This is a genomic window from Bradyrhizobium sp. CCBAU 11386 (genome assembly GCF_028128955.1).
GTDB lineage: Bacteria > Pseudomonadota > Alphaproteobacteria > Rhizobiales > Xanthobacteraceae > Bradyrhizobium.
Window position 1 is genome coordinate 8,302 of sequence record NZ_LBKA01000017.1, and the last position, 24,366, is coordinate 32,667.

The window sequence follows — 24,366 nt, forward strand, 5'->3', positions numbered from 1 at the left end:
CTGCTGCTGGGCCGACCGGATATCGTCCGGGGCGTTCTGATCTATTGCGCTGATTACCGCTGCGGACATTCCATCGCGCGGACCGCTGGCCTGGTGACCTGCGGGCTGTCCGACATCGAGCCGCGCTTCATCTGCACTGCCTGCGGCGAGCGCGGCGCTGACGTCCGGCCAGACTTCAATAGGGACGGGCTGCCGACACCGGCGATGGGATATCGATAGCGGGGAAAAAACGGCCCCGGCCGTGGGGTTTCGTGGTGGGCGTTGAGGCCGGGGCCGTGGGGTGCTTGAACCTTGGGGAAGCTCAAGCAGGTCCGAGCTTACTCACAGCTCGGAGCGCCGTTCTGTTCGTTTCCCAACATTGGCAGTAGTGTTCCGGACCGGAACGGCAAACTCTTGCGCAACGAACGACCGAACGAGGCTAGGGGCGGCCTTGCTTCAGTGCGGGTGGGATGCCGGCTTGGTGAGCGCGCTGGGGCTATGCCTCGGGCCGCAGCGGTTCCCAGTTGCGGCNCGACCCGTTCGTCCGTGATGCTCTGTCGCAGAGACAGGAGCACCATTGAATCCTGCTGCAGCAGAGCAGCATTTTGCTGCAGTGCGTGGTTGTTCTCCTGCAGCGAAGCCGTGTGTTGCTGCTGGGCCGACTGGATATCCTTCAAGGCGGCGACAACCGGATCCGGTTTCGGCGCGGAAGGCTCCCGGCGCGGAAGCAGTTCGGCCAGACTGCCGACATTCAGCGACGAAAAATCAGACGGCAATGTATAGAGGGCCGCCGAGCCATTGATGGCCAAGGCACACACCGACAGTGCCAGGACCGATGTTCGGCTGGACTGCTTGATCGGGGCCGGAGCTTCCGCGGCTGCGGGCTCGGATGCTGCTGCGGCGGCTGCAAGTGCCGCAGGGTCGAGTTGTTCGACAAGGCCTGGCGCTTCGAATGTCGTGGTCACGTGCATTGACCTCAAATGAGCGAGCAAAAGGAAGCCGTCGCCGGAACGTCCTCGCGACGCCTCCTTTACGCAGCACCCATCTACACAACTGTCTAAAATTGTGGGCTTTTTGGATTAATTCCACGTTAGCGGCAGGGCCGGCCGGCAGGCCCAGCCACCCCGGCCGATTACGGGGTCCATGCGAGGGAACGAGCAACGGGGCAGCCGGCTTCGAAGCGCCACAAAGCCGCGAGACAACATCCTCAAACAGTGTAAGATTCAGCAAAACAGGAGGGAGCGGCATGTTTGAAATCAACGGTTTCGACACGGCAGGCATCGTCAGCCTGAAGCGGCTGTCACTTGCGGCCGCCCTGAAGAAGGCCAGAGAGCTCGTCGAGGACGGGTGCTGGGACGTCCAGATCGTTGATCCGACCGGCCGGGTATACACCTCCTTTGAGGAGCAGGCCGCCTAGCCACTCCGCCTTCGCTACCCGGTGGCACGAACCGGCGCTCGACGCCCGCGCGCCGCGCCGTTGCCAATCAACTCATTTGGGAGCACGCTCTCTCCAGGCGCTGAAGACGCCGCACAGGGAGAGACCCATGAAGGAATCGGGCCTGGACGCTCGCCATCGGGACAAGGATGGCGGGATCAGCAAGAAGCACGGCAACACGCTGGTTGGCACGTTGCGCAAGATCTACGGAAAGGGTTTTGCGGCCGGCTATCCCGATGCGACCCAGCTCAGCGAGGTCCTGCTTCAGCTGAACGAGACGTCGCTGAGCCAGCTGCGCCGTGATCACGACACCGGGCATTTGGGGCACAAGATCGACCACGCCTCGAAGTGATGGGCTCCGCCTGTCTGATGCACGTGGCCGATTCACTTGGCCGATGCACTTGGCCAAGTTCATCCGGCGCGTCCGCCCCTCAGGTCTCGTCCAGCACCTCGAACAACTCCTCCACCCGCTCGAACGGCGCGTCGCGCATCTGGCTGTGATAGACGACGCGATCGCCGTCGCGCTGGAGTGACTTTCCTCTCGACTTCCGCAACCGTCCGGGCAGGAATGTTGCGGCGACCGCTCCGAGGCCGACGTCGAGCCGGATGATGCCCCTTCGCTTGCATTCGAGCCTGAGCTTCGCGGCGGCGAAGAAATCGCGCGCGACTTTCGGCAGCGGGCCGAAGCGGCGGGAGGTTTCCTCCTCGAGGTCGACGAGGTCGTCCTCGCTGCTGCATCTTGCGGCGCGCGCATAGAGTTCGAGCCGCACGGGCTCGGAATGCACATAGGTCTCGGGCAGCATGTCCGCGACCGGCAGGTTCAGGTCGGGCACCCACACCGCGGCCCGCTCCTCATCCGCCTTCTCCGAGGCCATTTTCAGCATGTGGCTGTAGAGCACGGGCCCGAACACCTGGACATGGCCGGATTGCTGCTCCGAAAACAGGTCGCCCGCACCTCTGAGATCGAGATCGCGCTCGCTGATGGCAAAGCCGGCGCCCGGCCGGCTGAACTCCTCGAGCACGGCCAGCCGCTTCTCGGACTGGCCGGAATTCGTCTCGGTCAGCAAATGGGCGAACGCCCGGATGCCGCTACGGCCGACCCGTCCGCGCAGCTGATGCAGCTGGGCAAGGCCGAACTTTTCGGGCCAGCAGACCACGATGGTGTTCGCACGCGGAATGTCGAGGCCGCTCTCCACGATGTTGGTCGCGAGCAGGACGTCGGCCCTGCCCTCGACGAAGCTCATCATCCGGTCGTCGATCTCGTCGGCAGCCAATCTGCCGTGCAGGCACACGATGCGAAGATCGCCGGCTACCGCCTGCACCCGCGCCAGCATCGGATCCAGATCCTGGATGCGCGGACAGATCAGAAAACTCTGGCCGTGGCGCCGCTGCTCGCGCAGCAACGCCGACGCAATGGCCGCGTCCGACAGCGGCGCAATCCTGGTTGCGACCGGAAGCCGGTGCACCGGTGGCGAGGCGATCACGCTGAGGTCGCGGAAGCCGGCAAGGCCGGCGGCAAGCGTGCGCGGGATCGGCGTGGCGCTCATCATCAGCACATGGACATTTTTGGCAAGGCTGGAAAGCCTGGCCTTCTCCGCCGCGCCAAAATGCTGCTCCTCGTCGATGATGACGAGGCCGAGATCGTCGAACTTCACGTCCTTCGCGCCCAGCGCCTGCGTTCCGACCACGACTTTGATCCGGCCGCTGCGCAGTCCCTCCCTGGTCTCCCGCAGCTCCGCGCCGGACGTCGCACGTGACAGGTTGCCGACCTCGATGCCGAACGGGGCGAAGCGCTTCTGGAACGTTGCGACGTGCTGCCGTGCCAGCACCGTCGTCGGCACCGCGATCGCCACCTGCTTGCCCGACAGCACCACGGCGGCAGCCGCCCGCAGCGCCACCTCGGTCTTGCCAAATCCCACGTCGCCGCAGATCACCCGGTCCATCGGATGGCCGGATGCAAGGTCATCCAGCACGTCGCGGATCGCCTTGGCCTGATCGATCGTCGTGAAATAAGGAAAGCGCGCAACGAACTTCTCATAGACCGATCCCGGCGGAACCAGCTTTTCGGCGCGCCGCCTTCGGCGCTGGCTGATGTGCTTGGCCAGCGCCTTGCCGGCGATCTGGATTTCGCGCTCGGCCTCGGTGCGGCGGGCCCACCAGGAGCTGCCGTCCGCCTTGTCGAGCGCCAGCTTGCCGGGCTCGGTCGCGTAGGGCCACATTAGGGCCAGATCGGGCGGCGGCACGAGAACCGCATTGTCGCCCGCGAACACCAGGCGGATCATCTCGCGCAGCGCGCCGCCGCCCGTGTTCACGGTCTGCAAGCCGTCAAGCACGGCAAGGCCGCGCTGGAGATGCACGACCACCGTGCCCTGCTCGGGCACGTCGGCATGGTCGAACGCCGCGCTCCAGGCCCGCGCCATCGGTTGCGGATGATGCGCCCGGCTGCCGAGCACGTCGGATGCCGTCACCACAACGAGAGACTTTTTCCCCGGCACCACGAAGCCCGCATCGAGATCGGCCAGAAGCGCCGCCTCGCCGCTCCGCCCGCGCGCCGCCGCGTCCCAATCCGCGCAGCGCTGCGCCTTGACGCCGCTCATCCGCTCCATCACGCGCAGGTCGTCCTCATGCGCCGCGACCAGGATCAGCCGCGAACCGGCCCGCCGCGTCTCCTCGACGAAGGCACGCAGCGCCTTCCTGGCGGAAGTCAGCTTCGAAAACTCCGGGATGGGCTGGAAGGACGCCGTCCGCGGCAACACCTTCATGCCCCTGGAGAGCTGCTTCCAGTCGCGCCGTCCGACGTATTCGCGCTCCCTCTCCGCGCGAGGCGCCGCCTCCTCGATCGTGCTCAGCCAGCCGTCGACGTGCAACGGGACCCCTGCGTCGGCGATCCATTTGGCGCGCCCGCAATAGTCGAACAGCGTCGCGCGCTTGCCGCGTTTGCCGGCGAAGGCCAGCCGCTCCGACATGGGATCGACGAGAAGCTCGCTGGTCTCGAAGATGATGTCGTGCTCTTTCGGATCGAACGCCACGATCCGGCTGATCGCGCGGCCTGAATGCTCGATCCGGAACGGCCCCAGCGCGCCCGCGGGAAATATCTCGAAGGTCTGCCCGTGAAACAGGGCTCCGCCCGGATAGTCCGGCTCGTCCTCGAGATCGTATCCCAGGACTTCGAGGCGTCCGCGCAGGTCGCGCTCGGAAAACGCGCCGCCCACCTTCAGGCTCACGCTCAGGCGCGACAGGCTCGCAGGCGGCGGCAGGCGCTCCATCACGGCTTCCGCCGTCGAGACCAGAAAGAGCGGCTTCCTGGATTTTGCGAGGCGTCGCAGCACGGAGGCTCTGCGCCCTGCGAGTTCGTGGGACGGCTCGAGCTGATCGAACGGCAAAGTGTTCAATCGCGGAAACACCAGGACCTCGCAGGAGGGATCGAGCGCGTGAATGACGCTGCCGAGCCGCTCCGCCCTGTTCTCGCTCTCGGCGAGAAAAACGATGCCGCTGCGTCCGGACTGCTTCCATTGTGCAAGCAGATGCAGAGCCATCGAACCGAGGGGCGACGAAGACGAGATCGTGGCGCGCTGCGACCCCTTGCCTTTCCTTGGCGATGTCTTGGTCGCCTTCGCCTTTTTGGTAAGCCTCACTTGAATCCGTCTCTGGTCGTAAACTGTCACCCACCGAACGCGAGCCGCCTCATTGTCGATTCGGCTGCTCGCCGCCATGCATATGGGATTTGCCCTGCCAACGCACGCCTCGTGGCAACGTTCGGGGCACCATTGCGCTTCCGAAATCTTTGGCTGTTGATCGCCCTACGGACGGGGAACTCGCCGCTGCTGAAGCATCCGACGCGGCGCAGGATCTGCTTCTCTGGATGCAGTGGCTGCTGCAATCGCGCGCGCCCTGCCCGCATGGCCGGCACGAAAAACCCCAGCGCTTGGACGCTGGGGTGTTTCGCTAAAAATGAATTGGTCAGGCAATGACACTTTCATAGCAGCGAATGCGCCGCGCGCTTGTGAACTGGTTCACACGCCTTGTTGGTTGTTGGCGCGGCCCGATCATGCCGGAACGGGGTACCGCACCTCCGGTTTGAGCCTGCGCGCGCCGCGCGCTAGGATGCCCCTTTTACGGAGGCTCATTTGAAACCATTCATTTTCATCGCCGCCATCGCGCTCCTTGCGACGGCCCCCGCCCGCTCGCAGCCGCTGGTCGATCCGAACAAGGTTGCTCCCGAATACCGCGAGGCGGCCGAGAAGCGCCGCGCCGAGCAGTTGCGACAGCGCGAATGCGCGATGAAGGCGGATCTGGAGAAGGTGCTGCCCAGGGATCGCACCGCCTTTCTCAACCATTGCCTGGACACGATGGCGGCCAAGCAATAGCGGCTGGTCGGGCAGCTTTGACGACCTGAGCCTGCCGCCGGTCGCGACGGGCCGATGACGCCTGGCCGCGTTTTGCGAGCATCGCCGTCGTGCGCGCGACATCGGCCGCGACAAGACCTCCCGGAAAACCGCCAAAGCCTTCAGGCTTTCTTCAGACATTTGCGATCACCTGACGATCCATTTCCATCAGTCATTGTCGATCGCGTATGAGTTTCGTCCAGATTCAGTGCACGCGCTGCAAGTCCGTGTTCCGCGATCGCGCCGGACGGTTGCAGGACGGCTATTCCAGGCAATGTCCGCGTTGCGAGGTGGTGCTGTTCTTCGCCGAGGATTCGCAGCACCCTTTCGTCAAGCGCGCGATGCGCAACGCGCGCAAGGCCCGCAAGGAGCAGCGCGAGGCCGAGGCGGCAAGGCGCGCAGCGCCCGAGCCGCGCGCGGAGCGGTCATTCGCCGGGCGGGGCCGTTCGGTGGGTCGAGAAGACTAGTTCACCGCTGCCGCTTCCTCGGAAACAGGCGGTCGCGGATATAGCGCGAGGTCGGGGTCAGGCGGATGCCGCGCGGCTTCTGCCAGGCGGCGCGGTCGATCTCCTTCTTGTCGCCGATCGCGAGCCTGCCCTTGGCGCCCTTGGCGATGAAGATCGCATCGCTCATCTTGCGGCCGGACCGCTTGTTCCTGGCCTTCACTTCCTTCCAGAGGCTGATCCTGCCGAGCTTCAGCTTGGGCAGCTCCTCCTTGATCTCCCGCCGCAGGCAGTCCTTCTCGGACTCGCGCGCGCGTTTGCGGCCGCCCGGGAACATCCACAGGCCGTCCGACCGGCGTCGAACCAACAATACCTTGCCGCGCTTGGCGGCAACCAGCTTGGAAGACTTCGCCATTGCTGCCGTAATCGAAAATAGAATCGTCCCAATCGTAACTTGTCTAGTCGGATAGACAAGTTCGGGACGCGCCTTGATCACAGCCGCGGGCCGTCGCACCGGCTGCGACACGGCGGGCAGATCATGCCGTTCGAGCGCGCGAGATCAGCCTTCGCCCGCCCTCGTGCCCGCCTCCGCCCGGTCCTCCGTCCTGATCCAGGCCATCATCATCTCCCAGGCCACCGACAGGATGATCGGCCCGATGAACAGGCCGACGATGCCATGGGCGAGCGTGCCGCCGATCACGCCGACGAAGATCACGATGGTCGGCGTGGTCAGGCCACGCCCCATCACGAGCGGCTTCAACATGGTGTCGATGAAGCCGACCAGGACGAGAAACACCGTGAGCAGCAGCGCCGTGGTGACGTCCTTGGCGGTCCAGATCCAGATGATCACCGGCAGCAGCACGAGGAAGGCGCCGATCTGCACGATCGAGAGCAGCAGCACGAGGAAGGCGAGAAGGCCGGCGCTCGGCACGGCCGCGAGCTTGAAGCCGATGCCGGCGAGCAGTGCCTGCACGATCGCGACGCCGATCACGCCTTGCGCCACGGCGCGGATGGTCGCGCCGGCGAGCCCCAGGAAATGCTCGCTCTGTTCGGGCACGATGCGAAACAGGAAGCCGCGGCCGGCCGCAACCAGCCTCGGCCCATGCGGGAACAGGAAGCCGGCCACGAACACCGAGACCAGAAACTGGAGCGTGCCGACGCCGGCATCGCCCGCGAGCGACAAGAGCGGCCCCGCCAGCGGCTGGAGATACGGCGCCACTTCCCGCAGCACCGCGCGGATGTTGGTATAGGCCTGGTCCCAGAGTTCGTAGAGCCACGGGCCGACGACCGGCCACGACTTCAGCTGCTCCGGCGCCGACTGGAGCGCGAGGTCGCCGGTGCCGAGCTGGTGCGCCAGTTCGCGCACGCCGTCCACCGCGCTGATGCCGAGCCAGGTTGCAGGGCCGATGACGATGCCGAGCGTGATCAAGGTGAGGATCGCCGCCGCGGTCTTGGGCCGCCCGCCGAGGATCTTGGCGACCCAGCTGAAGGCCGGGTAGAACGCGACCGCGAGCACGCCGCTCCAGGCCAGGATCGGCACGAACGGACGGATGATCAGGAAGGTCCAGATGATCAGCAGGGCGAGCAGGCCGAGCCGGATCACGAGCTGGATGATGTCCTCTCCCGTCAGGAGCTGACGGAGACTTTTCACGGGCACGACCTTCCTTGCGGCATCGACGCGGGTTCCGGCACTTGCACGGGCAAGCCGTTATTGCCAGCCACGGGCCGGGCGTCAAGACGAGGCGGGCTCGCGCCCGGCCCTCACCCGGGAAAATCCTGCAAGGGGTGGAGCCCGGCTTGGCTAACGGCGATTAACCGGATTTCGTTGCGCCGGTTTACGCCGATGCAAAGGCCCGCCCCTACCGTGCACCGAGGTCCCAAGAAACATTCCGTGCAATGGCCAACAGCATCTGGACGATCGAAGAATTCACCTGCACCGGTTGCAGCATGAACTACACCGCGACCCGGGAAGAGCACAGCGAGGTGCATTCCGGCAGCTTCAAATGCAGAATCTGCAGTGGCGTGGTGCACGCATGGTCCGGCAACCATCACTTCTTCGGCTGGCAAGCCGTGAAGACGAAGCCGCCGGTGTTTGGCCGGCGCTGGGCCGGCGTCGGGTGGTAGGCGACAGCTTTACAGGTGTGTCGTAACCCGGATGGAGCGCAGCGCAATCCGGGCTACGAGACCCTCACGAAACACTCCGGCCATGCCATCCCCTCGCTGTCATTGCCCGCGCAGGCGGGCAATCCAGTATTCCAGAGACAGCGAGGCGATACGGAGAAGCCGCGGCGTACTGGATACCCCGCCTGCCGCCTACGCTAAAGCTTCGGCGCCCCTGGACCTCAACCCCGGCGAAGCCTTGGCGTAGCCGGGTCGCGGGGTATGACGACGGAGCGAGAGGACCGACTTTGCCCGTCGAGCAAAACACCCCGCACAAATCTCCCGCCTCGCTTGTCAATCCTCGGCCGCAAATATATTCCACTTTACCGAAATTCGGATTTGCCCCCCCCCCCCCCCCCCCCCCCCCCCCCCCCCCCCCCCCCCCCCCCCCCCCCCCCCCCCCCCCCCCCCCCCCCCCCCCCCCCCCCCCCCCCCCCCCCCCCCCCCCCCCCCCCCCCCCCCCCCCCCCCCCCCCCCCCCCCCCCCCCCCCCCCCCCCCCCCCCCCCCCCCCCCCCCCCCCCCCCCCCCCCCCCCCCCCCCCCCCCCCCCCCCCCCCCCCCCCCCCCCCCCCCTCGTCACGAACCGCGGGCCGGGCAGCGATGGACGCGACGGCGTCGGGCGCGAGCAGCATTGCAGGGCGGGAAACCGTGAGCAATTGCCTTCGCGCGAACGACACGGCGCCGACAGCGTCTTCGCATGGCTTCGGGCGCGAGCACACGCCAGCTCTCGAAGTCCCAGCGAGGACGTGCGCGGACGGCGAAGTCGTGTGGTCCTGACGCCCGGGGTCTGTGCGTCAAGTCTCGTGGTGATGTGCGCTGCCCGACCGGGCCGCGCGCATCAGTCATCCGCGAGCCGACGGGGCAATAGTGCATCGCTCCCCGGGGAGAGCACGAAGGACACCGTTAAAACCATTCGCGCAGGGAAGGCCGGGCGATCCGGCGAAACCTGTGGTCCACCCCGTGTGCATCTTTTGTAGCGCACGGACCTGCGGGTGCCAGCCGGCGCCCGGCCTTCCCTGCGCCCTTGTCCTGATAAGGGCGACGCGGACGAAGCAAAGCTCGGGCGGAAGATGCCCGGCGCGGTCTGGTTTCCCGGCGCACAGGTCAACTATGCCCGGCAGGTGTTCCGGCATGTCGAGGCGGCCGACGCCGCCGGCCTGCCCGCGATCGTCAGCGGCGGCGAGGACGGCAGGCTGAGGGAAACGAGCTGGCCGGAGCTGCGGCGCAAGGCGGCGGCGCTCGCGCTGCATCTGAAGGATAACGGCATCAAGCCCGGCGACCGCGTTGCGGCCTATCTGCCCAACATCCCCGAGACCATCATCGCATTTCTCGCGACCGCCAGCATCGGCGCCGTCTGGAGCGTCTGCGCGCCCGATATGGCCGCGCCCGCCGTGATCGACCGCTTCAAGCAGATCGAACCCAAGGTGCTGATCGCCTGCGACGCCGTCACCTATGCCGGCCGGCAGCACGACCGGCGCGCAATCGTCGCCGAGCTGCGGCGATCGCTGCCCACGGTCGCGCATGTCATCCTGCACAGGGAGGCCGGCGCGCCGGCCGCACCGGATGCCCTGCTCTCCGAGATTGTCGCGAGGACAAGCGCCGCGATCGACGCGTTCGAGCCGGCCTGGCTGCCGTTCGATCATCCGCTCTGGATCGTCTATTCCAGCGGCACCACCGGCCTGCCCAAGCCGATCGTGCACGGCCATGGCGGCATCGTCATCGTGGTGCTGGCGCTGCTCGGCCTGCACAACGACATCGGCTGCTCCTATCACCAGAACTCCTTCGGCGAGCGCTATCACTGGTACTCTTCGACCGGCTGGATCATGTGGAATTCGCAAGTCGGCGGCCTGCTCAGCGGCACCACCTGCTGCACCTTCGACGGCAGCCCCGGCGGCGCCAAGGACAAGCCGGACTGGACCACGCTGTGGCGCTTCGTGGCGCAGTCGAAAGCGACCTTCTTCGGCGCGGGCGCGGCGTTCTTCGCCAACTGCGCCAAGGCCGAAATCGATCTCGCCGCCGCCGGCGATCTGTCGCGGCTGCGCTGCCTCGGCTCGACCGGCTCGCCGCTCAGCGCCGACACGCAAGCCTGGTTCAACGACCGCTTCGCCGCACTGTCGAAGACCAACGGCAGCAAGGCGCAGGCGGACATCTGGTGGGCGAACATTTCCGGCGGCACCGATTTCGCCGGCGCGTTCATCGGCGGCAACCGCGAATTGCCGCAGACGCCCGGCGCGATGCAATGCCGCCTGCTCGGCGCCGCTGTCGAAGCCTTCAGCGAACAGGGCCGCGCCGTCACCGGCGAGGTCGGCGAGCTCGTCTGCACCGAGCCGATGCCGTCGATGCCGCTCTACTTCTGGAACGACGAGGACGGCGTGCGTTACCGCTCCAGCTATTTCGAGACCTATCCGGACAATTTCGACGGCAGCGGCCGCGGGCCGGTGTGGCGGCACGGCGACTGGCTCAAGGTCAATCCGGACGGCTCCTGCATCATCTACGGCCGCAGCGATGCCACCATCAACCGGCACGGCCTGCGCATGGGCACGAGCGAGCTCTATTCCGCCATCGAAGCCTTGCCTGAGGTGCTCGACTCCCTCGTCGTCGACCTCGAATATCTCGGCCGCGACAGCTACATGCCGCTGTTCGTGGTGCTGCGCGACGGCGTCGCGTTCGACGACGCGATGCAGGCCAAGATCAACAAGGCGATCGAGGCCGGCCTGTCACGCCGCTTCCTGCCGAACGAGATCTTCGCCGTCGCCGAGATCCCGCGCACGCTGTCGGGCAAGAAGCAGGAACTGCCGATCAAGAAGCTGCTGCTCGGCCACCCCGTCGAGAAGGTCATCAACAAGGAGGCGATGGCCAATCCCGCCTGCCTCGACTGGTATCTCGCCTTCGCGCGCGACTATCTGGCACGGAACGCGGCCTGAAGGAGATCGCCCCAATTGCGTCGATGCCGTTTGCACTCCGTTCACCGATCGCCGCTAGATCAGGATGGATCTTCCGCAACGAACACGCGCCATGGCCGACCTCAACGCCGTCCTCACCAGGCTCAACGACCGCCTGCTCCGCCTCGAAGGCGAGCTGTTCGTGCTGCGCTCGCTGGCCCGCGCGACGCTGACCGCGGGCGACGACCATGCCGAGCGCATGCGCAAACTGGTCGAGGCCGCCAAGATCGCGCTCGACGACGAGGCGCTGAGGCCCCTGGACAAGCCGACACGGAAGTATGTCGAGGCTGCGAGCGCCATGGTCGACGAACTGCTGGTCGAACCGACCAAGGCCCGGCCACTGTTCACGGTGATCGACGGCGGGAAGCGCTCCTAGGCGCGCTAGAGCGCCGCGGGATTCTCCGCCTTCAGCCGGCTGAGGCCCGCCTCGATGATCGCGATCTCCTCGTCGATCTGGCTGATCGGCAGGCTGAAATCATAGCCGGACCTACTCTTCAGATCCACCGCGAGCCGTTGCCGGTGCATCATCAGCTGGTCGAGACCACGCCGGTTCTTCAGTCGGACATAGATGTCGACGATCTGCTCAATCGCGCTCGGCATGAAATCGGTCCCGGCGAAAAGGCCCGCGCGGCGCACCCACGCCGGCGGGACATTTTCGGTGTCGCGGTACGCAATACAAATCCGCGACGGATTCGTCGATACGCCAGGCTGGTTGAGAACGTATTACCGTCAGACGATTTCTCGATCGCCGAGCATGAAAAGGCCGCTGGCGATCAGGCCAGCGGCCAAAGCCGGGTTCGAAAACGGATGCGGGTTGAAATGTCGCCAGCCCCGGTATCGCCATTCTAACGGCGGGATGGATTCATTCTGTTCGAAATGAAACACAGGAACCGTCGCATCCATCACTTGCCGCCCGACCGTGGCCGTGCGGCAACGCTGGTCGGTGGCGCAGCAATAGGTCCGCGGCACTGTGCGATAGGCGCTGTAGGGGTAACACGGCCGGTAGGCGTAGCCGCGGGACGGTCGGCCGCGCAATCGTGGAATTCATCGTGTCCCGCGCCCGGCACATTGTTGATAACCGGCGCAAATGGCCCGCGGGTGGTGACACGGCGCCGGGACGTGTTATCGGGGGTATGACGCAGTTGCGAGACGGATCGGACACCCATGCGCATTACCCTCGTCGGCTCCCGCCATTTCGGCGTGGTCACCCTGAACATGCTCCGGGAGCACAGCGTCGCGATCGCACGGGTCGTCGTGACCGACGCCGAGGATCGCCTTGCCGCTGCGGCCAAGGCTGCCGGCATTGAGGTGGTGGTGCAGGCCAATCCGAAGCTGGTGGTGGCTTCCGAGATCGCCCCCGACACCGATATGATCATCACGGCCCACAGCCATGCCCGGATCGGCAGGGATGCGCTCGCCGCGGCCAGGTACGGCGGGATCGGCTATCACCCCTCGCTGCTGCCGCGTCACCGCGGCAAGGCCGCCGTGGAATGGACCATCAAGGAAGGCGATCCGATCGCCGGCGGCACGATCTATCATCTCGCCGCCCGCATGGACGCCGGCGCCATCGCCGCGCAGGACTGGTGCTTCGTCAAGAGGGGCGAGACCGCCCGCGAACTCTGGGAGCGCGCGCTCGCCCCGCTCGGGCTCAAATTGCTGGCCGACGTGATCGACTACGTCAAGGTTCACAAGGCACTGCCGGCCAAGACCCAGGACGAGCAGTTCGCGACCTCCGCACCGAGTCTGTCCTGACGTTTACCCTTAATGTGAAGCCGCATTGATTCTGCTTGGAAAATTGAAGCCAAAAACACAAATAAACCATTGTTTCCACAGGAACAATTTTCGATTTGGCATTGCAACAAATTTCGGTCACATTTCGTCCGAATAAGTGTCAGCATATCAGCCAAATTCAAGGACGGAATTCATGCGTTTTGGTCGCATCGCGGCGTTCTGTGCCGCTTCAGTTTTCGCCGGCACCCTCGCCGCCACCGCCTTCGCCCAGACCCCCTATGACGGCAACTGGCAGGTCACCATCGTGACCAAGTCCGGCTCCTGCGAACCGACCGCGAGCTCGATGCTGACGGTTGCCGACGGCAAAATCACCGCGCCCGGCGCTAACGTTTCCGGCACCATCGGCCGGGAGGGTCTTGTGAAAGTTTCGATCAATGGTGCATATGCCAACGGTCAACTCAGCGGCAACGCCGGATCGGGGAAGTGGAATGGAGCATCTGCAGGCATACCGTGCAGCGGGCGGTGGGAAGCATCGCGCCAATAAACCAACTGACGCTCGCGCCGGAGGCCGGCGGCTGCTGATCGCGGCCGCCGTTTTGCTTGCAGCAGCGTTCGCGAACACTGAAAGCAAGGCCCAGTCCGGCCCGTTTGCCCCGCTCGCGGGCAGCTGGAACGGCGGCGGCACCGTCACCCTGGATGACGGCTCTACCGAGCGGATCCGCTGCCGGGCCAAGTACGCTCCGATCGGGCCCACGATGGAGATGTCGCTGACCTGCGCCAGCGACGCCTACAAGTTCAACCTCGGAGCCAACGTCAAGGCCGAGGGCAGCGCCATCACCGGAAGCTGGAGCGAAGCCAGCCGCAATATCAGCGGCTCGCTCCAGGGCCGCGGCGGCGGCGGGAATTACGAACTGCTCGTCAGCGCGGCCGGCTTCAACGCCAACCTCGTGTTGAGGACGAGCGGCACCAAGCAGACGGTCTCGCTGAAGGCCGATAGCCAGTTCCGCGGCGCAAATATCTCGCTGTCGCGCTAAGCCGATACAGCCACGTCATAATCGATCCGGCGCCCGCGCCGGATCGATTTTTTTATGCGCTCGGAACGAACGCCGTCACCTCGATCTCGACCTTGGCCCGGTCGTCCACGAGGCCTCCGATATAGAGCAGCGTCGAAGGCGGGAAATTGCGTCCCAGCGTCTCCTTCCAGGCCGCGCCGATGCCGGCACCTGCGGCTTCATATTCGCTGCGACTGGTCAGGTACCAGGTCAGGCGGACGATGTGCTCGGGGCCGGCGCCGGCCTCGCCCAGGAGCTTGATGATCCGCTTCAGCGCGACCCCGACCTGCGCCGCCATGTCAGGGGCGTAGTCGCCCGCCTCGTCGCCGCCGGTCTGCCCGGCCAGCACCACCCAGCGGCCCGGCCCTTCGACCACGACGCCATGGGAAAAGCCGCGCGGTTTTTTCCATTCGGCCGGCTGCAGGATATGCATGAGCTGTTTCTCCCATTTCGCTCGTTGACCTTCCCTTAGCACGCACCCGCGCATCGCTGCATCCGCAGTTTTGGCCGTTGCAAACCGTATTGATGTCGCTGATACCAGCCTGCCCTCCAACGCCCTTGCCTTCCGCGTCAATGACCACTTCTCCGTCCAAAACGATGGCTGCATTGTGGATGGCCGGCTGGCTGTCCCTGACGCTGGTGATGGCGGTCGCGGGACGCGAGGCTGTGCGCGAGATGAACGTCTTCCAGGTGATGGAAGTGCGCTCGCTGCTCGGCCTCTGCATGCTCTATCCGATGATCCGGCGCGCCGGCGGCTTCGCGACGCTCAAGACCACGCGCCTGCCCCAGCACATCGCACGCAATCTGATCCACTACGTCTCGCAGCTCGGCTGGTTCTTCGCGCTGACGCTGATTCCGATCGGCCAGGTGGTGGCGATCGAGTTCACGATGCCGATCTGGACCGCAATCCTCGCCGCCAGCTTCCTGTCCGAGCGCATGACATCGTGGAAGATCGCCGCGATCGTGCTCGGCCTCGTCGGCGTGATCGTCATCGTGCGGCCCGCGACCGGCGAAATCAATCAAGGCCAGTTGATCGCGCTCGGCGCGGCGGTCGGCTTCGGCGTGTCCATGGCACTGGTCAAATCGCTCACCCGCACCGAGAGCGCGCTGGCGGTCCTGTTCTGGATGCTGGTCGTGCAGTCGGTCGCGGGCTTCCTGCCGACGCTCTATGTCTGGGCCTGGCCGCCCACTCATGTCTGGGGTTGGGTGGCCGTGATCGCGGTCTGCGGCACGTTCGCGCATTATTGCCTCGCCAGCGCCATGCGCTACGCCGACGCGACGGTGGTCGTTCCGATGGACTTCCTGCGGGTTCCCCTCACCGCCGCGGCCGGCTGGCTGCTGTATTCAGAGCGGCTCGACGGCTGGACCGTGCTCGGAGCGGCGCTGATCCTGTTCGGCAACCTCCTGAATCTGAAGCCAGCCGCCCCGATTCCGGCCCGCACGCCGTGAACCTGCGCGCTGCCTCGCGCGACAAAAACAAAGTGGCCGAGAGTGATCTGGATCACGTTGGAAGGGGCATCCCATCGTGCACATTCGGCCGCGAAGCAATGGGTTGGGCGAACCGTCGTTTCGCTAGCGCGAAGCCGGGCGTTTTCGTGTAGGTTCGCCGCCAATTTGTTGCTGCCTGCAATTCGATTCTGGGGATTTCAGATGCGCTATCTCACCCTCATCGCCTCGCTGATGTGCATGGCACTGTCGGTCAGTGCCGCGAAGGCCGACCGCCGTGTTGCTTTCGTCGTCGGCAACGGTTCCTACAAGAACGTCGCGCAATTGCCGAACCCGCCGATCGACGCCAAGGCGATGGCCGCAACGCTGCGCAATGTCGGCTTCGATGTGATCGAGGGGTCCAATCTCAGCCGCGACCAGATGACGGAAAAGCTGCTCGACTTCGGCCGCAAGGCGCAGGGCTCCGACATCGCATTGTTCTACTATGCCGGTCACGGCATCGCCGTCGGCGGCACCAACTACCTGCTGCCGGTTGACGCCGACATCAAGTCGGAGATGGATGTCAAGCTGGGCGCTGCCATCAACATCGACCTGACACTCGAGCAGACCATGGGCGATGCCAAGGTCAAGCTCGTCTTCCTCGATGCCTGCCGCGACAATCCGTTCGCCGCCAAGATCAAGTCGAACTCCGCGACCCGCAGCGTCAACGTGCAGAGCGGCCTTGCCGAGATGAAGTCCGGCGAAGGCACGCTGATCGCGTTCGCAACCGGCCCCGGCCAGACCGCGCTCGACGGCCAGGAGGGCAACAACAGCCCGTTCACCCGCGCGCTGATCGACAACATCACCAAGCCCGGCATCGAGATCCAGCAGGCGATGACGTCGGTCCGCGCCCAGGTCAATGAAGAGACCCACAAGGGCCAGCTTCCCTGGGGCCACACCAACCTGATCGGCGCCGTCTATCTCAACCAGGCTCCGACGACCCAGGTCGCCAATGCCGCGCCGACCGCTTCCGGCAGCGTGCCGGCAGCGACGGCCGGCAGCTCTGATGGTGTCGAGCTCGAGTACTGGCGCTCGGTGAAAGAGTCCAACAAGCCGGAAGAGCTCAACGCCTATCTCTCCGCCTATCCGAACGGCCAGTTCAAGGCGCTGGCGCTGGCGCGGCTTGCGGCGATCAAGAGCGGACCGTCGACGACGACCCGCACGCTCAACGCAGGCGTCGATCCCGCCACCTTTACCGATGAAGCCACTCAGCTCACCGAGGACCAGATCGGCCTCGACAAGAGCCAGCGCCGCGACGTGCAGCGTCGTCTCTCCGGGCTCGGCTTCGATACCAAGCAGACCGGCGTCTTCAGCGACGAAACCCGGTCGGTGCTCAAGCGCTGGCAGGCAGCGCGCGGCTATCCCTCGTCCGGTTACCTCAACAAGCTTCAGCACAAGGCGCTGCTCTCGGAGGTCGTGGCTGGCCCGCCGACCGCGAGCGACAACAGCCAGAAGGCGGCTCGGCGCGCCGCCAGCGCCCCCGCAGGCAGCAGCGCGCCGGCACCAGCTCCCCAACGCAACAACGCCGGCGATGCAGCCGGCGCGGCCTTCGTCGGCGGCGTCGTCGGCGGCATGATGGGCGGCATGTTCCGCCGCTGAGGCGAGATCAGACCCCGAATACAAAAGCCCGGCTCGCGCCGGGCTTTTTCTTGCTGGTCTTAGTAATCCTGGGTGAACCAGGGCACGAGCGTCCGGATACGCGGCATCGCCTGCGTCGTAATGCTCGTGCGAGCCATCTCTGCGATGCGCGGCGCCAGTGATGAGAGATCTCCCCGGCGGGTCACCAGAAGCAGTTCGCGAAAAAATCCAGGACCAGGCAGGGGGAGCGCGCTGACTTGAGCAGCGTGAGCGAGCCCCTGCAACAGACAGAGCGGCGTGGTGATCGCCACGCCCATGCCGGTAGCGACCATGGCTACCAAGCTGTCCGAGGTGTCAAACTCGAAGGCCCGTGGCGGGCGGATACCCAAACGGCTGAGATGACGCTCGACCTGAGCACCGACATAGGAGCGTTCGCTATGCCGGACAAGACGATGCCGGACAAGGATCTCGCGCAAGTCGAGGTCGGCAAATTCAGCTTCCAGTCCGCGCGGCACCACGAGCAGGTACGGCTCGCGGTAGAACGGGAAACGCTCGACATCATACAGATCGTCCATGGCATCGCATGTGATCGCCGCGTCGATCATGCGACGAACCAGGGCCTCCGCATGAGAATGAGCAAGACCCGACCATGCAGACAGGCTTAGTGCGATCGAACCCGTCATGAGCTCCTTGACGAGGTGCGCGCCGACCGTGCCCGCGTAGGAATCGACGAGCCCGAGCCTGAGATCAACGCGCTCGGACTGTTCGGCCGCAGCCCGGAGCGTGCTGAGAAGCACGTCGAAGTCGCGGTTCAGATCGAGAACGCGGTCGGCGAGGATGCGCCCCGCGCGGGTCGGCGTGAGCGGCCTGCGGCTCCGGTCGAAGAAGGCGACGCCGACCGCGGCTTCGGCACGCCGGACCGCCTGAGAGACTGCGGATTGCGTCATCCCGAATTGGCGGGACGCCTCGAGCATGCTGCCGGAGTCCGCGACAGCAGCGACAATCTGCAGGCTTCGCAGGTCTGGAACGGGTGGCTGCATCTCAATGACTTAAGCAGAAGTCATATGGGGATGCAAATTCTCTTCATTCCATGAATTATCCTTGTAGGAGAGCCGCATTTGAAAGCAGACTTGATGCTGTCCCAACAATTAAGCAGTCCCAATCCATGAGCGAGCGAGCGGACATTCTGGTGATCGGCCTCGGTGCCATGGGCAGCGCGGCCCTCTATCAATTGGCGAAGCGAGGGGTCCAAGCGGTCGGCGTCGATCGCTTTGCCCCTCCCCACCTGATGGGATCCAGCCACGGTGAGACCCGCATCACCCGGCAGGCCGTCGGTGAAGGCCGCGATTACGTGCCCCTGGTGCTGGATACGCACCGGATCTGGCGTGAGCTCGAAGCCGAGACGTCCGTCCAGCTCATGAACCCGTGCGGCGTCATCGTCATGGCGCCCGGCGTCGGCGAGACGTCGCACCACGGCAAGCCGGATTTCGTCGCACGTTCGATTGCGGCAGCTCGTGACTTCGGCATCGCGCACGAAGTGATCGACGGGCGAGAGGTGGCATATCGCTTCCCGCAATTCCTGAACCTCGAGGGCAACGAGAAGGCCTATTACGAGCCCGGCGGGGGATACGTTCTTCCAGAGAACTGCATCAAGGCGCAACTGACGCGCGCGGAGCAGCTCGGAGCCGTAATCCGCACGGGGGTCGAAGTTCTCTCTATCGCCCAGGCCGGCTCGGTTGTTCGGGTGGAGACGCCCTCAGGCAGCTTCGAAGCGGACCAGGTGGTCGTGTCGGCAGGCGCCTGGAATGCTCGCCTGTTGGGCGCGCCGTTTGACCGCGTGCTCACGGTGAAGCGTCAGGTGCTTCATTGGTACGAGCTCGATGACGTGAGCGCGTATCGCGCAAACGCCCCCGTGTTCATCTGGATGCATGGCGCGACGGATGTCGATTACCTCTACGGCTTCCCGCCACTGCCAGGCGATCGTCGCATCAAGGTGGCGACCGAGCAGTACGAGACGAGCACGACAGCCGATACCGTCGATCGCACCGTCGATCCGGCGGAGTCGGCCAAGATGTACCAGCAGCACGTCAAGGGGCGGCTCGCGGGCGCCACGCCACGCGTCGCGCAGGCGGCCGCCTGTCTCTACACGACCACGCCCGATCGGGGCTTCATCATCGACCGGCACCCCGACCAGGACAGAGTCTTTGTCGTCTCGGCGTGCTCCGGTCACGGCTTCAAGCACTCAGCCGGCATCGGAAACGTCGTGGCCCAGATGATGGTCGATGGTCGAAGCTCGATCGACCTTACCCCATTCTCCATGTCCCGTTTTTCGTGACGCTTGGCACGAACCTTGTAACGCAAAAGAATACGCGCGGCGCGCGTCGTGATTGCAATCCTGGAGGTGTCGTCCCATGAGAAATGTGCTCCGGTCCATGATGACAGGTGCCGCGGCGCTGCTGATGCTTGGCGGCGCTCAAGCGGCTGATGGCGTCGATGCCATCAAGCAGCGCGGCACGTTGAACGTCGGCGTCAAGGCAGACTACAAACCTTTTGGATACCGCGATCCCACCGGAAATGTGGTCGGCATCGAGCCTGATCTTGCCGCCGATATTGCCAAGCGCCTCGGAGTCAAGCTCGAGCTCGTTCCGGTCGCGGCGTCCAACAGAATCGAGTTTCTTCAGCAGGGCAAGGTTGATCTGCTGATCGCGACCATGTCGGACAGGCCGGAACGCCGCCGCGTCGTTCAAGCCATCGAGCCTCTGTATTATTCCGACTATGTGAACATACTTCTCAACAAGAAGGCCGGCATCAAGGACTGGGCCGAGCTCAAGGGAAAGCCCGTATGTGCAACGTCGGGGGCCTGGTACAACAAGGATGTTGCCAAATCCTACGGCCCCGAAATTGTTGCGTTTGACGGATCGGAGAAGCCTCTGTTCGCCATGAAGCAGGGCAACTGCATCGGCTATCTCTACGATCAGACCTTCCTGCAAGGCAAGTTGCTCGAGGACGAGTGGAAGACGGACTACGCCCTTCCCCTGAAAGGTGTCCTGCCTTCGCCATGGATGATCGCTGTCGCGCTCGAGAACACCAGCCTTCAGAAGCTGCTCGAAGATACGACAAAGGATTGGATGAAGACCGGCCTCATCGTGGAAGCGGAAAAGAAGTGGGGCATTACGCCGACCGAGTATTCACTCCTCATGCACGAGCAATACAAGGACAAATAGACGCGTGAAGCGGAGCGCCGGATCCATCTCGCGCTCCGAAGAGGTCAAGCCAATGCACTGATCCGAGGTGATTGCCTCAACAATTCGGTGTCGCGCAAAATGCAGGCAATCAGCAACTGGTTTCAGCGCCTCTATCAATCGACGGGGCTGAATTTCTCCGTATTCTACGATGCGTATGACTGGGATCGTTATCTCGGCGGACTGAAGATGACGCTGTTTCTGAGCGTCACGACCATCATGCTGAGCCTGGTCATCGGCGCGGCAGGTGCCTTGATGCAGGGTAGCCCGTCCAGATTGTTGCGGCTGGCCGTCAATATTTTCGTCGTGGTCTTCCGCAACACGCCACCGCTGGTCCAGATCTTCTTTTTCTATTTCGGGCTCGGCACCATGCTTCCGGCCGTCGAGACGGCAGGCATGCGCGTTGCACTGCTGAGCAACGTTCAGTGGGCCATCATTTCGCTGTCACTGTTTGCCGCCGCCTTCAACGTGGAGATCTTCCGCTCCGGCATCGAGGCCGTGCCGAGGACGACCGTGGAAGCCGCCGAGGCGCTGGGATACACGCGCCTCAAGGCCTACATCCATATCGTTCTTCCGCTGGCCATTCGCGTCTGCCTTCCCGCACTGAACAACAACCTCGTCAACCTGCTCAAGACGACCACGCTTGCCTACGCGATCGCGGTTCCCGAAACGCTGTATGCGGTCAAGCAGATCTGGTCGGAATCACAGAACGTTTTCGAAATGATGGTCGTGTTGCTTGCGACCTATGGCATCCTCGTAGGCGTCCTCGTCTGGTTGATGCATCGCTGGGAGCGGGCAATGCACATTCCGGGGTATGCACGATGAAGGCCGCCGAGCCCGTGCACAGGCTTGCCGTCCTTCTGCCGTATCGTCTCGCGCCGACCCGGATGTCCGTTCGGATCGGCCCGCTATCCGCCGCGATCCTCTGCTTCTGCGCCGTGATGGCTGCGTCCACGGCGTGGGCGCAGACCGCACCGACGATGCTGTCCCCGCTTCAGGTCATCGTGAAATGGTCGCCGCTCCTGCTGCGAGGGTTCGCTTTCAACATCCTGATCTCCTTGCTCGCCATGCTGCTGGGCACCGTCGTCGGTCTCGGCCTGGGTCTGGCCCTGTTGTCACAATACCGGTTGCTCGCCACCGCCAGCTGGTTCGTGACTCAATTCTTCCGCAACGCGCCCTGGCTGGTGTTGCTGTTCTTCATCATGTTTCTGGTGCCCTTCCAGATCACCATCTTCAACACGACCGTCCCTTTGCCGGACTGGATCAAGGCAACCGTGGGCTTCGCCCTGCCCGTCATGGCGAACGTCGCCGAGGTCGTACGCGGAGCCGTGCGGTCCGTTCCGTCGACGCAATGGGAGGCGGCTGAATCGCTGTCATTTACGCGACGCCAGACCATGTGGCTGATCATGCTGCCGCAATGCATCAAGCGAATGCTGCCGCCCTGGATGAACATCTATGCCCTTGTCGCGATGGCGACGGTGCTTGCATCGATCGTGGGCGTCTCGGAAATGCTCACGCTGACGGCGCAGGTGCATGCTGCCGAAGGCGGCAGACCGGAACTGTTCGCGCCGCTCTACGGTTTCGCACTGCTGTGCTTCTTTCTCTATTGTTATCCGATCAACCTCTGGACCGCTCGTCTCGAGCGTCGATTCCGCGTGCGCTGAGGGAGCAGAGCATGGTCGCGACCTGGACTCCGGATCAGCCCATCGTTCAATGCGTTGAAGTCAGAAAATCATTCGGCGCTCTCGAGGTTCTGAAAGGCATCAGCCTGTCGGTGAAGAAGGGCGAGGTGATCTGCATCATCGGCCCGTCGGGATCAGGGAAGTCCACGCTGATCCGCTGCATCAACGCTCTCCAGCCGATCTCGTCCGGCAGCATTCAGATCGAAGGCATCGAGGTCACCGATCCCAGGCTCGACAAGCTGGCGCTCCGGCGCAAGGTCGGAATGGTATTTCAGCAGTACAACCTGTTCCCGCACAAGACGGCGCTCCAGAACGTGATGATGGCGCCGATCCATGTTCTCGGCCAGAAACGTGCCGAGGTCGAGGCGCGCGCCCGAGCGCTGCTCGCCAAGGTGCGGCTCGCAGGAAAGGAGGACAGCTATCCTGGCGAACTCTCGGGCGGACAGCAGCAGCGCGTGGCCATTGCCCGTTCCCTGGCGATGCGGCCTGACATCATGCTGTTCGACGAAGTCACGGCCGCCCTCGACCCGGAAACCGTCAAGGAGGTTCTGGTGACCATCCGAGAGCTTGCCGAGGATGGGATGACGTGCCTCCTCGTCACCCATGAAATGAACTTCGCACGTGAGGTCGCCGATCACGTCTACTTCACCGATCGCGGTGTGATCGTCGAGCACGGGCCGCCGGAGACATTGTTTACGGCGGCCAGGGACGAGCGTACGCAGCGGTTTCTGTCCCAGGTCCTCTGAGCTTGCTGCGTGGATCCTGGGCGCATCGGCCTTCGAACGACCAGCCAGACCCGGCGTGGAGCCTACTTCCCCGCCGCCTTCCGCAGCGCCTCGTTGATGCGGTCCTGCCAGCCGGGGCCGCCCTCCTGGAAGAACTCCAGCACGTCCTGGTCGATGCGCAGCGTGACCTGCTCCTTGACCCCCGGCGCCACGTTCTGCTTTGGCGGCGCCGCGGCGACCTTGGCCGTCACCTTCTTGAACGCCGCCTCGGCCTCGGTCCTGGCATCGCCAAGCGTGCGCGGCCGCCTCGGTAGATCCGCCATGTCCTAGATTCCCTCAAACAGAGCCGTCGAAAGATACCGCTCGGAGAACGACGGCACCACCGCCAGGATGGTTTTTCCCGCAGCTTCCGGCCGCTTGCCGATCTGAAGCGCGGCGGCGATCGCAGCGCCCGAGGAGATGCCGCCCGGAATGCCCTCGTGCCGCGCCAATGCGCGCGAGGTCTCGATCGCCGTGGTCGAGTTGATCTTGACGATCTCGTCGATCACGGAGCGGTCGAGGATATCAGGGACGAAGCCCGCGCCGATGCCCTGGATCTTGTGCGGCGTATGCTGCCCCCCTGACAGCACCGGGCTCTCCTCCGGCTCGACCGCCACCACCCGCAACGAGGCCTTGCGCGGCTTGAGCACCTGGCCGACGCCGGTGATCGTGCCGCCGGTGCCGACCCCGGCGACGAAGAAATCGATGTTGCCGCCGGTGTCGTTCCAGATCTCCTCGGCGGTGGTGCGGCGGTGCACCTCGGGATTGGCGAGATTCTTGAACTGCTGCGGCATCACCGAGTTCGGCGTCGTCTTCACAAGCTCCTCGGCGGCGGCGATCGCGCCCTTCATGCCTTGTGCGGCCGGCGTCAGCACCAGCTCCGCGCCGAGAAAGGCCAGCATCTTGCGCCGTTCGATCGACATGGATTCCGGCATCACCAGCTTGAGCCGATACCCGCGCGAGGCGGCGACGAAGGCGAGTGCGATACCGGTATTGCCGGAGGTCGGCTCGATCAGCACGGTATCCGGCTTGACGATGCCGGCCTTCTCCATGGCGATGATCATGGCCGCGCCGATGCGGTCCTTCACACTCGCGGCCGGATTGAAATATTCAAGTTTTGCCAAAATCGTCGCATTCACGCCGTGCATGCCCGGCAGCCGGCGCAATCGCACGGTCGGCGTGTCGCCAAAAGCTTCGACAATCGAGTCATAGATCCGGCCGCGGCCGGGTTGGTGCGTTGCACCCGTGGTGGACGATGCGTCCATGATGAACTCCCTGTGACGACAATTGGCGCGCTGATCGCAGCTTTTACGCAGTTAGAGACAGCTTGCGGCGACACGCAAGCAGCAATGCGGCACATGTTAAATACGCTGCATCGCAAAATCACGTGAGCTACAAATATCAGAAAACCAGCGCTTTTGTGTTGCGACCTCGTCAAGCGATTCTGCTTATGTTAGACTTACGTCTCAAAGCAGGGAGGTCACCACG

Annotated in this window: 28 protein-coding genes and 1 pseudogene; 18 read left to right on the forward strand and 11 right to left on the reverse strand. The window is 64.5% G+C overall.

The window, feature by feature from the left end; translation table 11 throughout:
* Window positions 1–219, forward strand: a pseudogene (locus tag XI09_RS04920) (hypothetical protein); the annotation flags it as partial.
* A 98-nt stretch (window positions 220–317) separates the two neighbouring features.
* On the opposite strand, the gene XI09_RS04925 reads toward XI09_RS04920, so the two are convergent.
* On the reverse strand, window positions 318–950 hold the full coding sequence (locus tag XI09_RS04925; protein ID WP_271565857.1) for a hypothetical protein: 633 nt from the start codon (window positions 948–950) through the stop codon (window positions 318–320).
* A 275-nt stretch (window positions 951–1,225) separates the two neighbouring features.
* Between XI09_RS04925 and XI09_RS04930 the strand changes: the two genes are divergently transcribed.
* The gene (locus XI09_RS04930; protein ID WP_271565858.1) at window positions 1,226–1,396 is read left to right on the forward strand and encodes a hypothetical protein; all 171 of its coding nucleotides are present in this window, start codon (window positions 1,226–1,228) and stop codon (window positions 1,394–1,396) included.
* 127 nt (window positions 1,397–1,523) lie between these two features.
* On the forward strand, window positions 1,524–1,766 hold the full coding sequence (locus XI09_RS04935) for a hypothetical protein (protein ID WP_092181558.1): 243 nt from the start codon (window positions 1,524–1,526) through the stop codon (window positions 1,764–1,766).
* 79 nt (window positions 1,767–1,845) lie between these two features.
* On the opposite strand, the gene XI09_RS04940 is transcribed toward XI09_RS04935, so the two are convergent.
* Window positions 1,846–4,950, reverse strand: a complete 3,105-nt coding sequence (locus XI09_RS04940; RefSeq protein ID WP_271565921.1) for a DEAD/DEAH box helicase — start codon at window positions 4,948–4,950, stop codon at window positions 1,846–1,848.
* Window positions 4,951–5,541: 591 nt separating this feature from the next.
* Between XI09_RS04940 and XI09_RS04945 the strand changes: the two genes are divergently transcribed.
* On the forward strand, window positions 5,542–5,781 hold the full coding sequence (locus XI09_RS04945) for a hypothetical protein (RefSeq protein WP_092181554.1): 240 nt from the start codon (window positions 5,542–5,544) through the stop codon (window positions 5,779–5,781).
* 206 nt (window positions 5,782–5,987) lie between these two features.
* Window positions 5,988–6,266, forward strand: a complete 279-nt coding sequence (locus tag XI09_RS04950; RefSeq protein ID WP_271565859.1) for a hypothetical protein — start codon at window positions 5,988–5,990, stop codon at window positions 6,264–6,266.
* Window position 6,267: 1 nt separating this feature from the next.
* Here the strand turns inward: XI09_RS04950 and XI09_RS04955 are convergent, their stop codons facing one another.
* Both XI09_RS04955 and XI09_RS04960 read right to left on the reverse strand, forming a co-directional pair.
* Window positions 6,268–6,657: an NUDIX hydrolase gene (locus XI09_RS04955; protein WP_271565860.1), complete on the reverse strand. Its 390-nt coding sequence runs from the start codon at window positions 6,655–6,657 to the stop codon at window positions 6,268–6,270.
* A gap of 144 nt (window positions 6,658–6,801) precedes the next feature.
* Complete coding sequence (locus XI09_RS04960) at window positions 6,802–7,899, reverse strand: AI-2E family transporter (RefSeq protein ID WP_271565861.1); 1,098 nt, start codon at window positions 7,897–7,899, stop codon at window positions 6,802–6,804.
* A gap of 239 nt (window positions 7,900–8,138) precedes the next feature.
* Between XI09_RS04960 and XI09_RS04965 the strand changes: the two genes are divergently transcribed.
* Window positions 8,139–8,366, forward strand: a complete 228-nt coding sequence (locus XI09_RS04965) for a hypothetical protein (protein WP_271565862.1) — start codon at window positions 8,139–8,141, stop codon at window positions 8,364–8,366.
* A 64-nt stretch (window positions 8,367–8,430) separates the two neighbouring features.
* Here XI09_RS04965 and XI09_RS04970 read toward each other — a convergent pair whose 3' ends face one another.
* Window positions 8,431–8,982 carry a hypothetical protein gene (locus XI09_RS04970; protein WP_271565863.1) on the reverse strand — a complete coding sequence of 184 codons (552 nt, stop codon included), beginning with the start codon at window positions 8,980–8,982 and terminating at the stop codon, window positions 8,431–8,433.
* A gap of 490 nt (window positions 8,983–9,472) precedes the next feature.
* Between XI09_RS04970 and XI09_RS04975 the strand changes: the two genes are divergently transcribed.
* Both XI09_RS04975 and XI09_RS04980 read left to right on the forward strand, forming a co-directional pair.
* Window positions 9,473–11,326: an acetoacetate--CoA ligase gene (locus XI09_RS04975; RefSeq protein WP_442869532.1), complete on the forward strand. Its 1,854-nt coding sequence runs from the start codon at window positions 9,473–9,475 to the stop codon at window positions 11,324–11,326.
* 91 nt (window positions 11,327–11,417) lie between these two features.
* Window positions 11,418–11,720 (forward strand): hypothetical protein, encoded by a 303-nt coding sequence (locus tag XI09_RS04980; protein WP_271565864.1) that lies wholly within the window; start codon window positions 11,418–11,420, stop codon window positions 11,718–11,720.
* A 5-nt stretch (window positions 11,721–11,725) separates the two neighbouring features.
* Here the strand turns inward: XI09_RS04980 and XI09_RS04985 are convergent, their stop codons facing one another.
* Together XI09_RS04985 and XI09_RS04990 are read right to left on the reverse strand one after the other, a co-directional pair.
* On the reverse strand, window positions 11,726–11,944 hold the full coding sequence (locus XI09_RS04985; RefSeq protein ID WP_271565865.1) for a hypothetical protein: 219 nt from the start codon (window positions 11,942–11,944) through the stop codon (window positions 11,726–11,728).
* Between the two features lie 129 nt (window positions 11,945–12,073).
* Window positions 12,074–12,247 (reverse strand): hypothetical protein, encoded by a 174-nt coding sequence (locus tag XI09_RS04990; protein WP_271565866.1) that lies wholly within the window; start codon window positions 12,245–12,247, stop codon window positions 12,074–12,076.
* A gap of 261 nt (window positions 12,248–12,508) precedes the next feature.
* On the opposite strand from XI09_RS04990, the gene XI09_RS04995 reads away from it, so the two are divergent.
* From XI09_RS04995 to XI09_RS05005, 3 genes are all read left to right on the forward strand, one after another.
* Window positions 12,509–13,096: a formyltransferase family protein gene (locus tag XI09_RS04995; protein WP_271565867.1), complete on the forward strand. Its 588-nt coding sequence runs from the start codon at window positions 12,509–12,511 to the stop codon at window positions 13,094–13,096.
* Window positions 13,097–13,268: 172 nt separating this feature from the next.
* Window positions 13,269–13,619, forward strand: coding sequence for a hypothetical protein (locus XI09_RS05000; RefSeq protein WP_271565868.1), 351 nt, complete (start codon window positions 13,269–13,271; stop codon window positions 13,617–13,619).
* Window positions 13,564–14,109 carry a hypothetical protein gene (locus XI09_RS05005; protein WP_271565869.1) on the forward strand — a complete coding sequence of 182 codons (546 nt, stop codon included), beginning with the start codon at window positions 13,564–13,566 and terminating at the stop codon, window positions 14,107–14,109. Before XI09_RS05000 ends, XI09_RS05005 begins: the two co-directional genes overlap by 56 nt.
* Before the next feature lie 52 nt (window positions 14,110–14,161).
* On the opposite strand, the gene XI09_RS05010 is transcribed toward XI09_RS05005, so the two are convergent.
* Window positions 14,162–14,560, reverse strand: coding sequence for a RidA family protein (locus tag XI09_RS05010; protein ID WP_271565870.1), 399 nt, complete (start codon window positions 14,558–14,560; stop codon window positions 14,162–14,164).
* 140 nt (window positions 14,561–14,700) lie between these two features.
* Here XI09_RS05010 and XI09_RS05015 point away from each other — a divergent pair, with 140 nt between their 5' ends.
* Window positions 14,701–15,576, forward strand: a complete 876-nt coding sequence (locus XI09_RS05015) for a DMT family transporter (protein WP_271565871.1) — start codon at window positions 14,701–14,703, stop codon at window positions 15,574–15,576.
* Between the two features lie 201 nt (window positions 15,577–15,777).
* A complete protein-coding gene (locus XI09_RS05020; RefSeq protein WP_271565872.1) occupies window positions 15,778–17,211 on the forward strand; it encodes a caspase family protein in 1,434 nt (477 codons plus the stop codon).
* Window positions 17,212–17,270: 59 nt separating this feature from the next.
* Here the strand turns inward: XI09_RS05020 and XI09_RS05025 are convergent, their stop codons facing one another.
* Window positions 17,271–18,230: a LysR family transcriptional regulator gene (locus XI09_RS05025; RefSeq protein ID WP_271565873.1), complete on the reverse strand. Its 960-nt coding sequence runs from the start codon at window positions 18,228–18,230 to the stop codon at window positions 17,271–17,273.
* Between the two features lie 125 nt (window positions 18,231–18,355).
* On the opposite strand from XI09_RS05025, the gene solA reads away from it, so the two are divergent.
* The 5 genes from solA (at window position 18,356) to XI09_RS05050 (ending at window position 22,860) form a co-directional block, all read left to right on the forward strand.
* Window positions 18,356–19,525, forward strand: coding sequence for an N-methyl-L-tryptophan oxidase (solA, locus tag XI09_RS05030; RefSeq protein ID WP_271565874.1), 1,170 nt, complete (start codon window positions 18,356–18,358; stop codon window positions 19,523–19,525).
* A 76-nt stretch (window positions 19,526–19,601) separates the two neighbouring features.
* Window positions 19,602–20,414, forward strand: coding sequence for a transporter substrate-binding domain-containing protein (locus XI09_RS05035; RefSeq protein WP_271565875.1), 813 nt, complete (start codon window positions 19,602–19,604; stop codon window positions 20,412–20,414).
* Window positions 20,415–20,513: 99 nt separating this feature from the next.
* Entirely contained in the window at window positions 20,514–21,257 is a 744-nt protein-coding gene (locus XI09_RS05040) for an amino acid ABC transporter permease (RefSeq protein WP_271565876.1), read from the forward strand.
* Window positions 21,254–22,096 carry an amino acid ABC transporter permease gene (locus tag XI09_RS05045; RefSeq protein WP_271565877.1) on the forward strand — a complete coding sequence of 281 codons (843 nt, stop codon included), beginning with the start codon at window positions 21,254–21,256 and terminating at the stop codon, window positions 22,094–22,096. The genes XI09_RS05040 and XI09_RS05045 overlap by 4 nt, the downstream gene beginning before the upstream one ends.
* A gap of 11 nt (window positions 22,097–22,107) precedes the next feature.
* Entirely contained in the window at window positions 22,108–22,860 is a 753-nt protein-coding gene (locus XI09_RS05050; RefSeq protein WP_271565878.1) for an amino acid ABC transporter ATP-binding protein, read from the forward strand.
* Window positions 22,861–22,922: 62 nt separating this feature from the next.
* Here the strand turns inward: XI09_RS05050 and XI09_RS05055 are convergent, their stop codons facing one another.
* Together XI09_RS05055 and cysK are read right to left on the reverse strand one after the other, a co-directional pair.
* The gene (locus XI09_RS05055) at window positions 22,923–23,162 is read right to left on the reverse strand and encodes a BrnA antitoxin family protein (RefSeq protein ID WP_092181501.1); all 240 of its coding nucleotides are present in this window, start codon (window positions 23,160–23,162) and stop codon (window positions 22,923–22,925) included.
* Window positions 23,163–23,165: 3 nt separating this feature from the next.
* The gene (cysK, locus tag XI09_RS05060) at window positions 23,166–24,143 is read right to left on the reverse strand and encodes a cysteine synthase A (protein ID WP_271565879.1); all 978 of its coding nucleotides are present in this window, start codon (window positions 24,141–24,143) and stop codon (window positions 23,166–23,168) included.
* Between the last annotated feature and the right edge of the window lie 223 nt (window positions 24,144–24,366).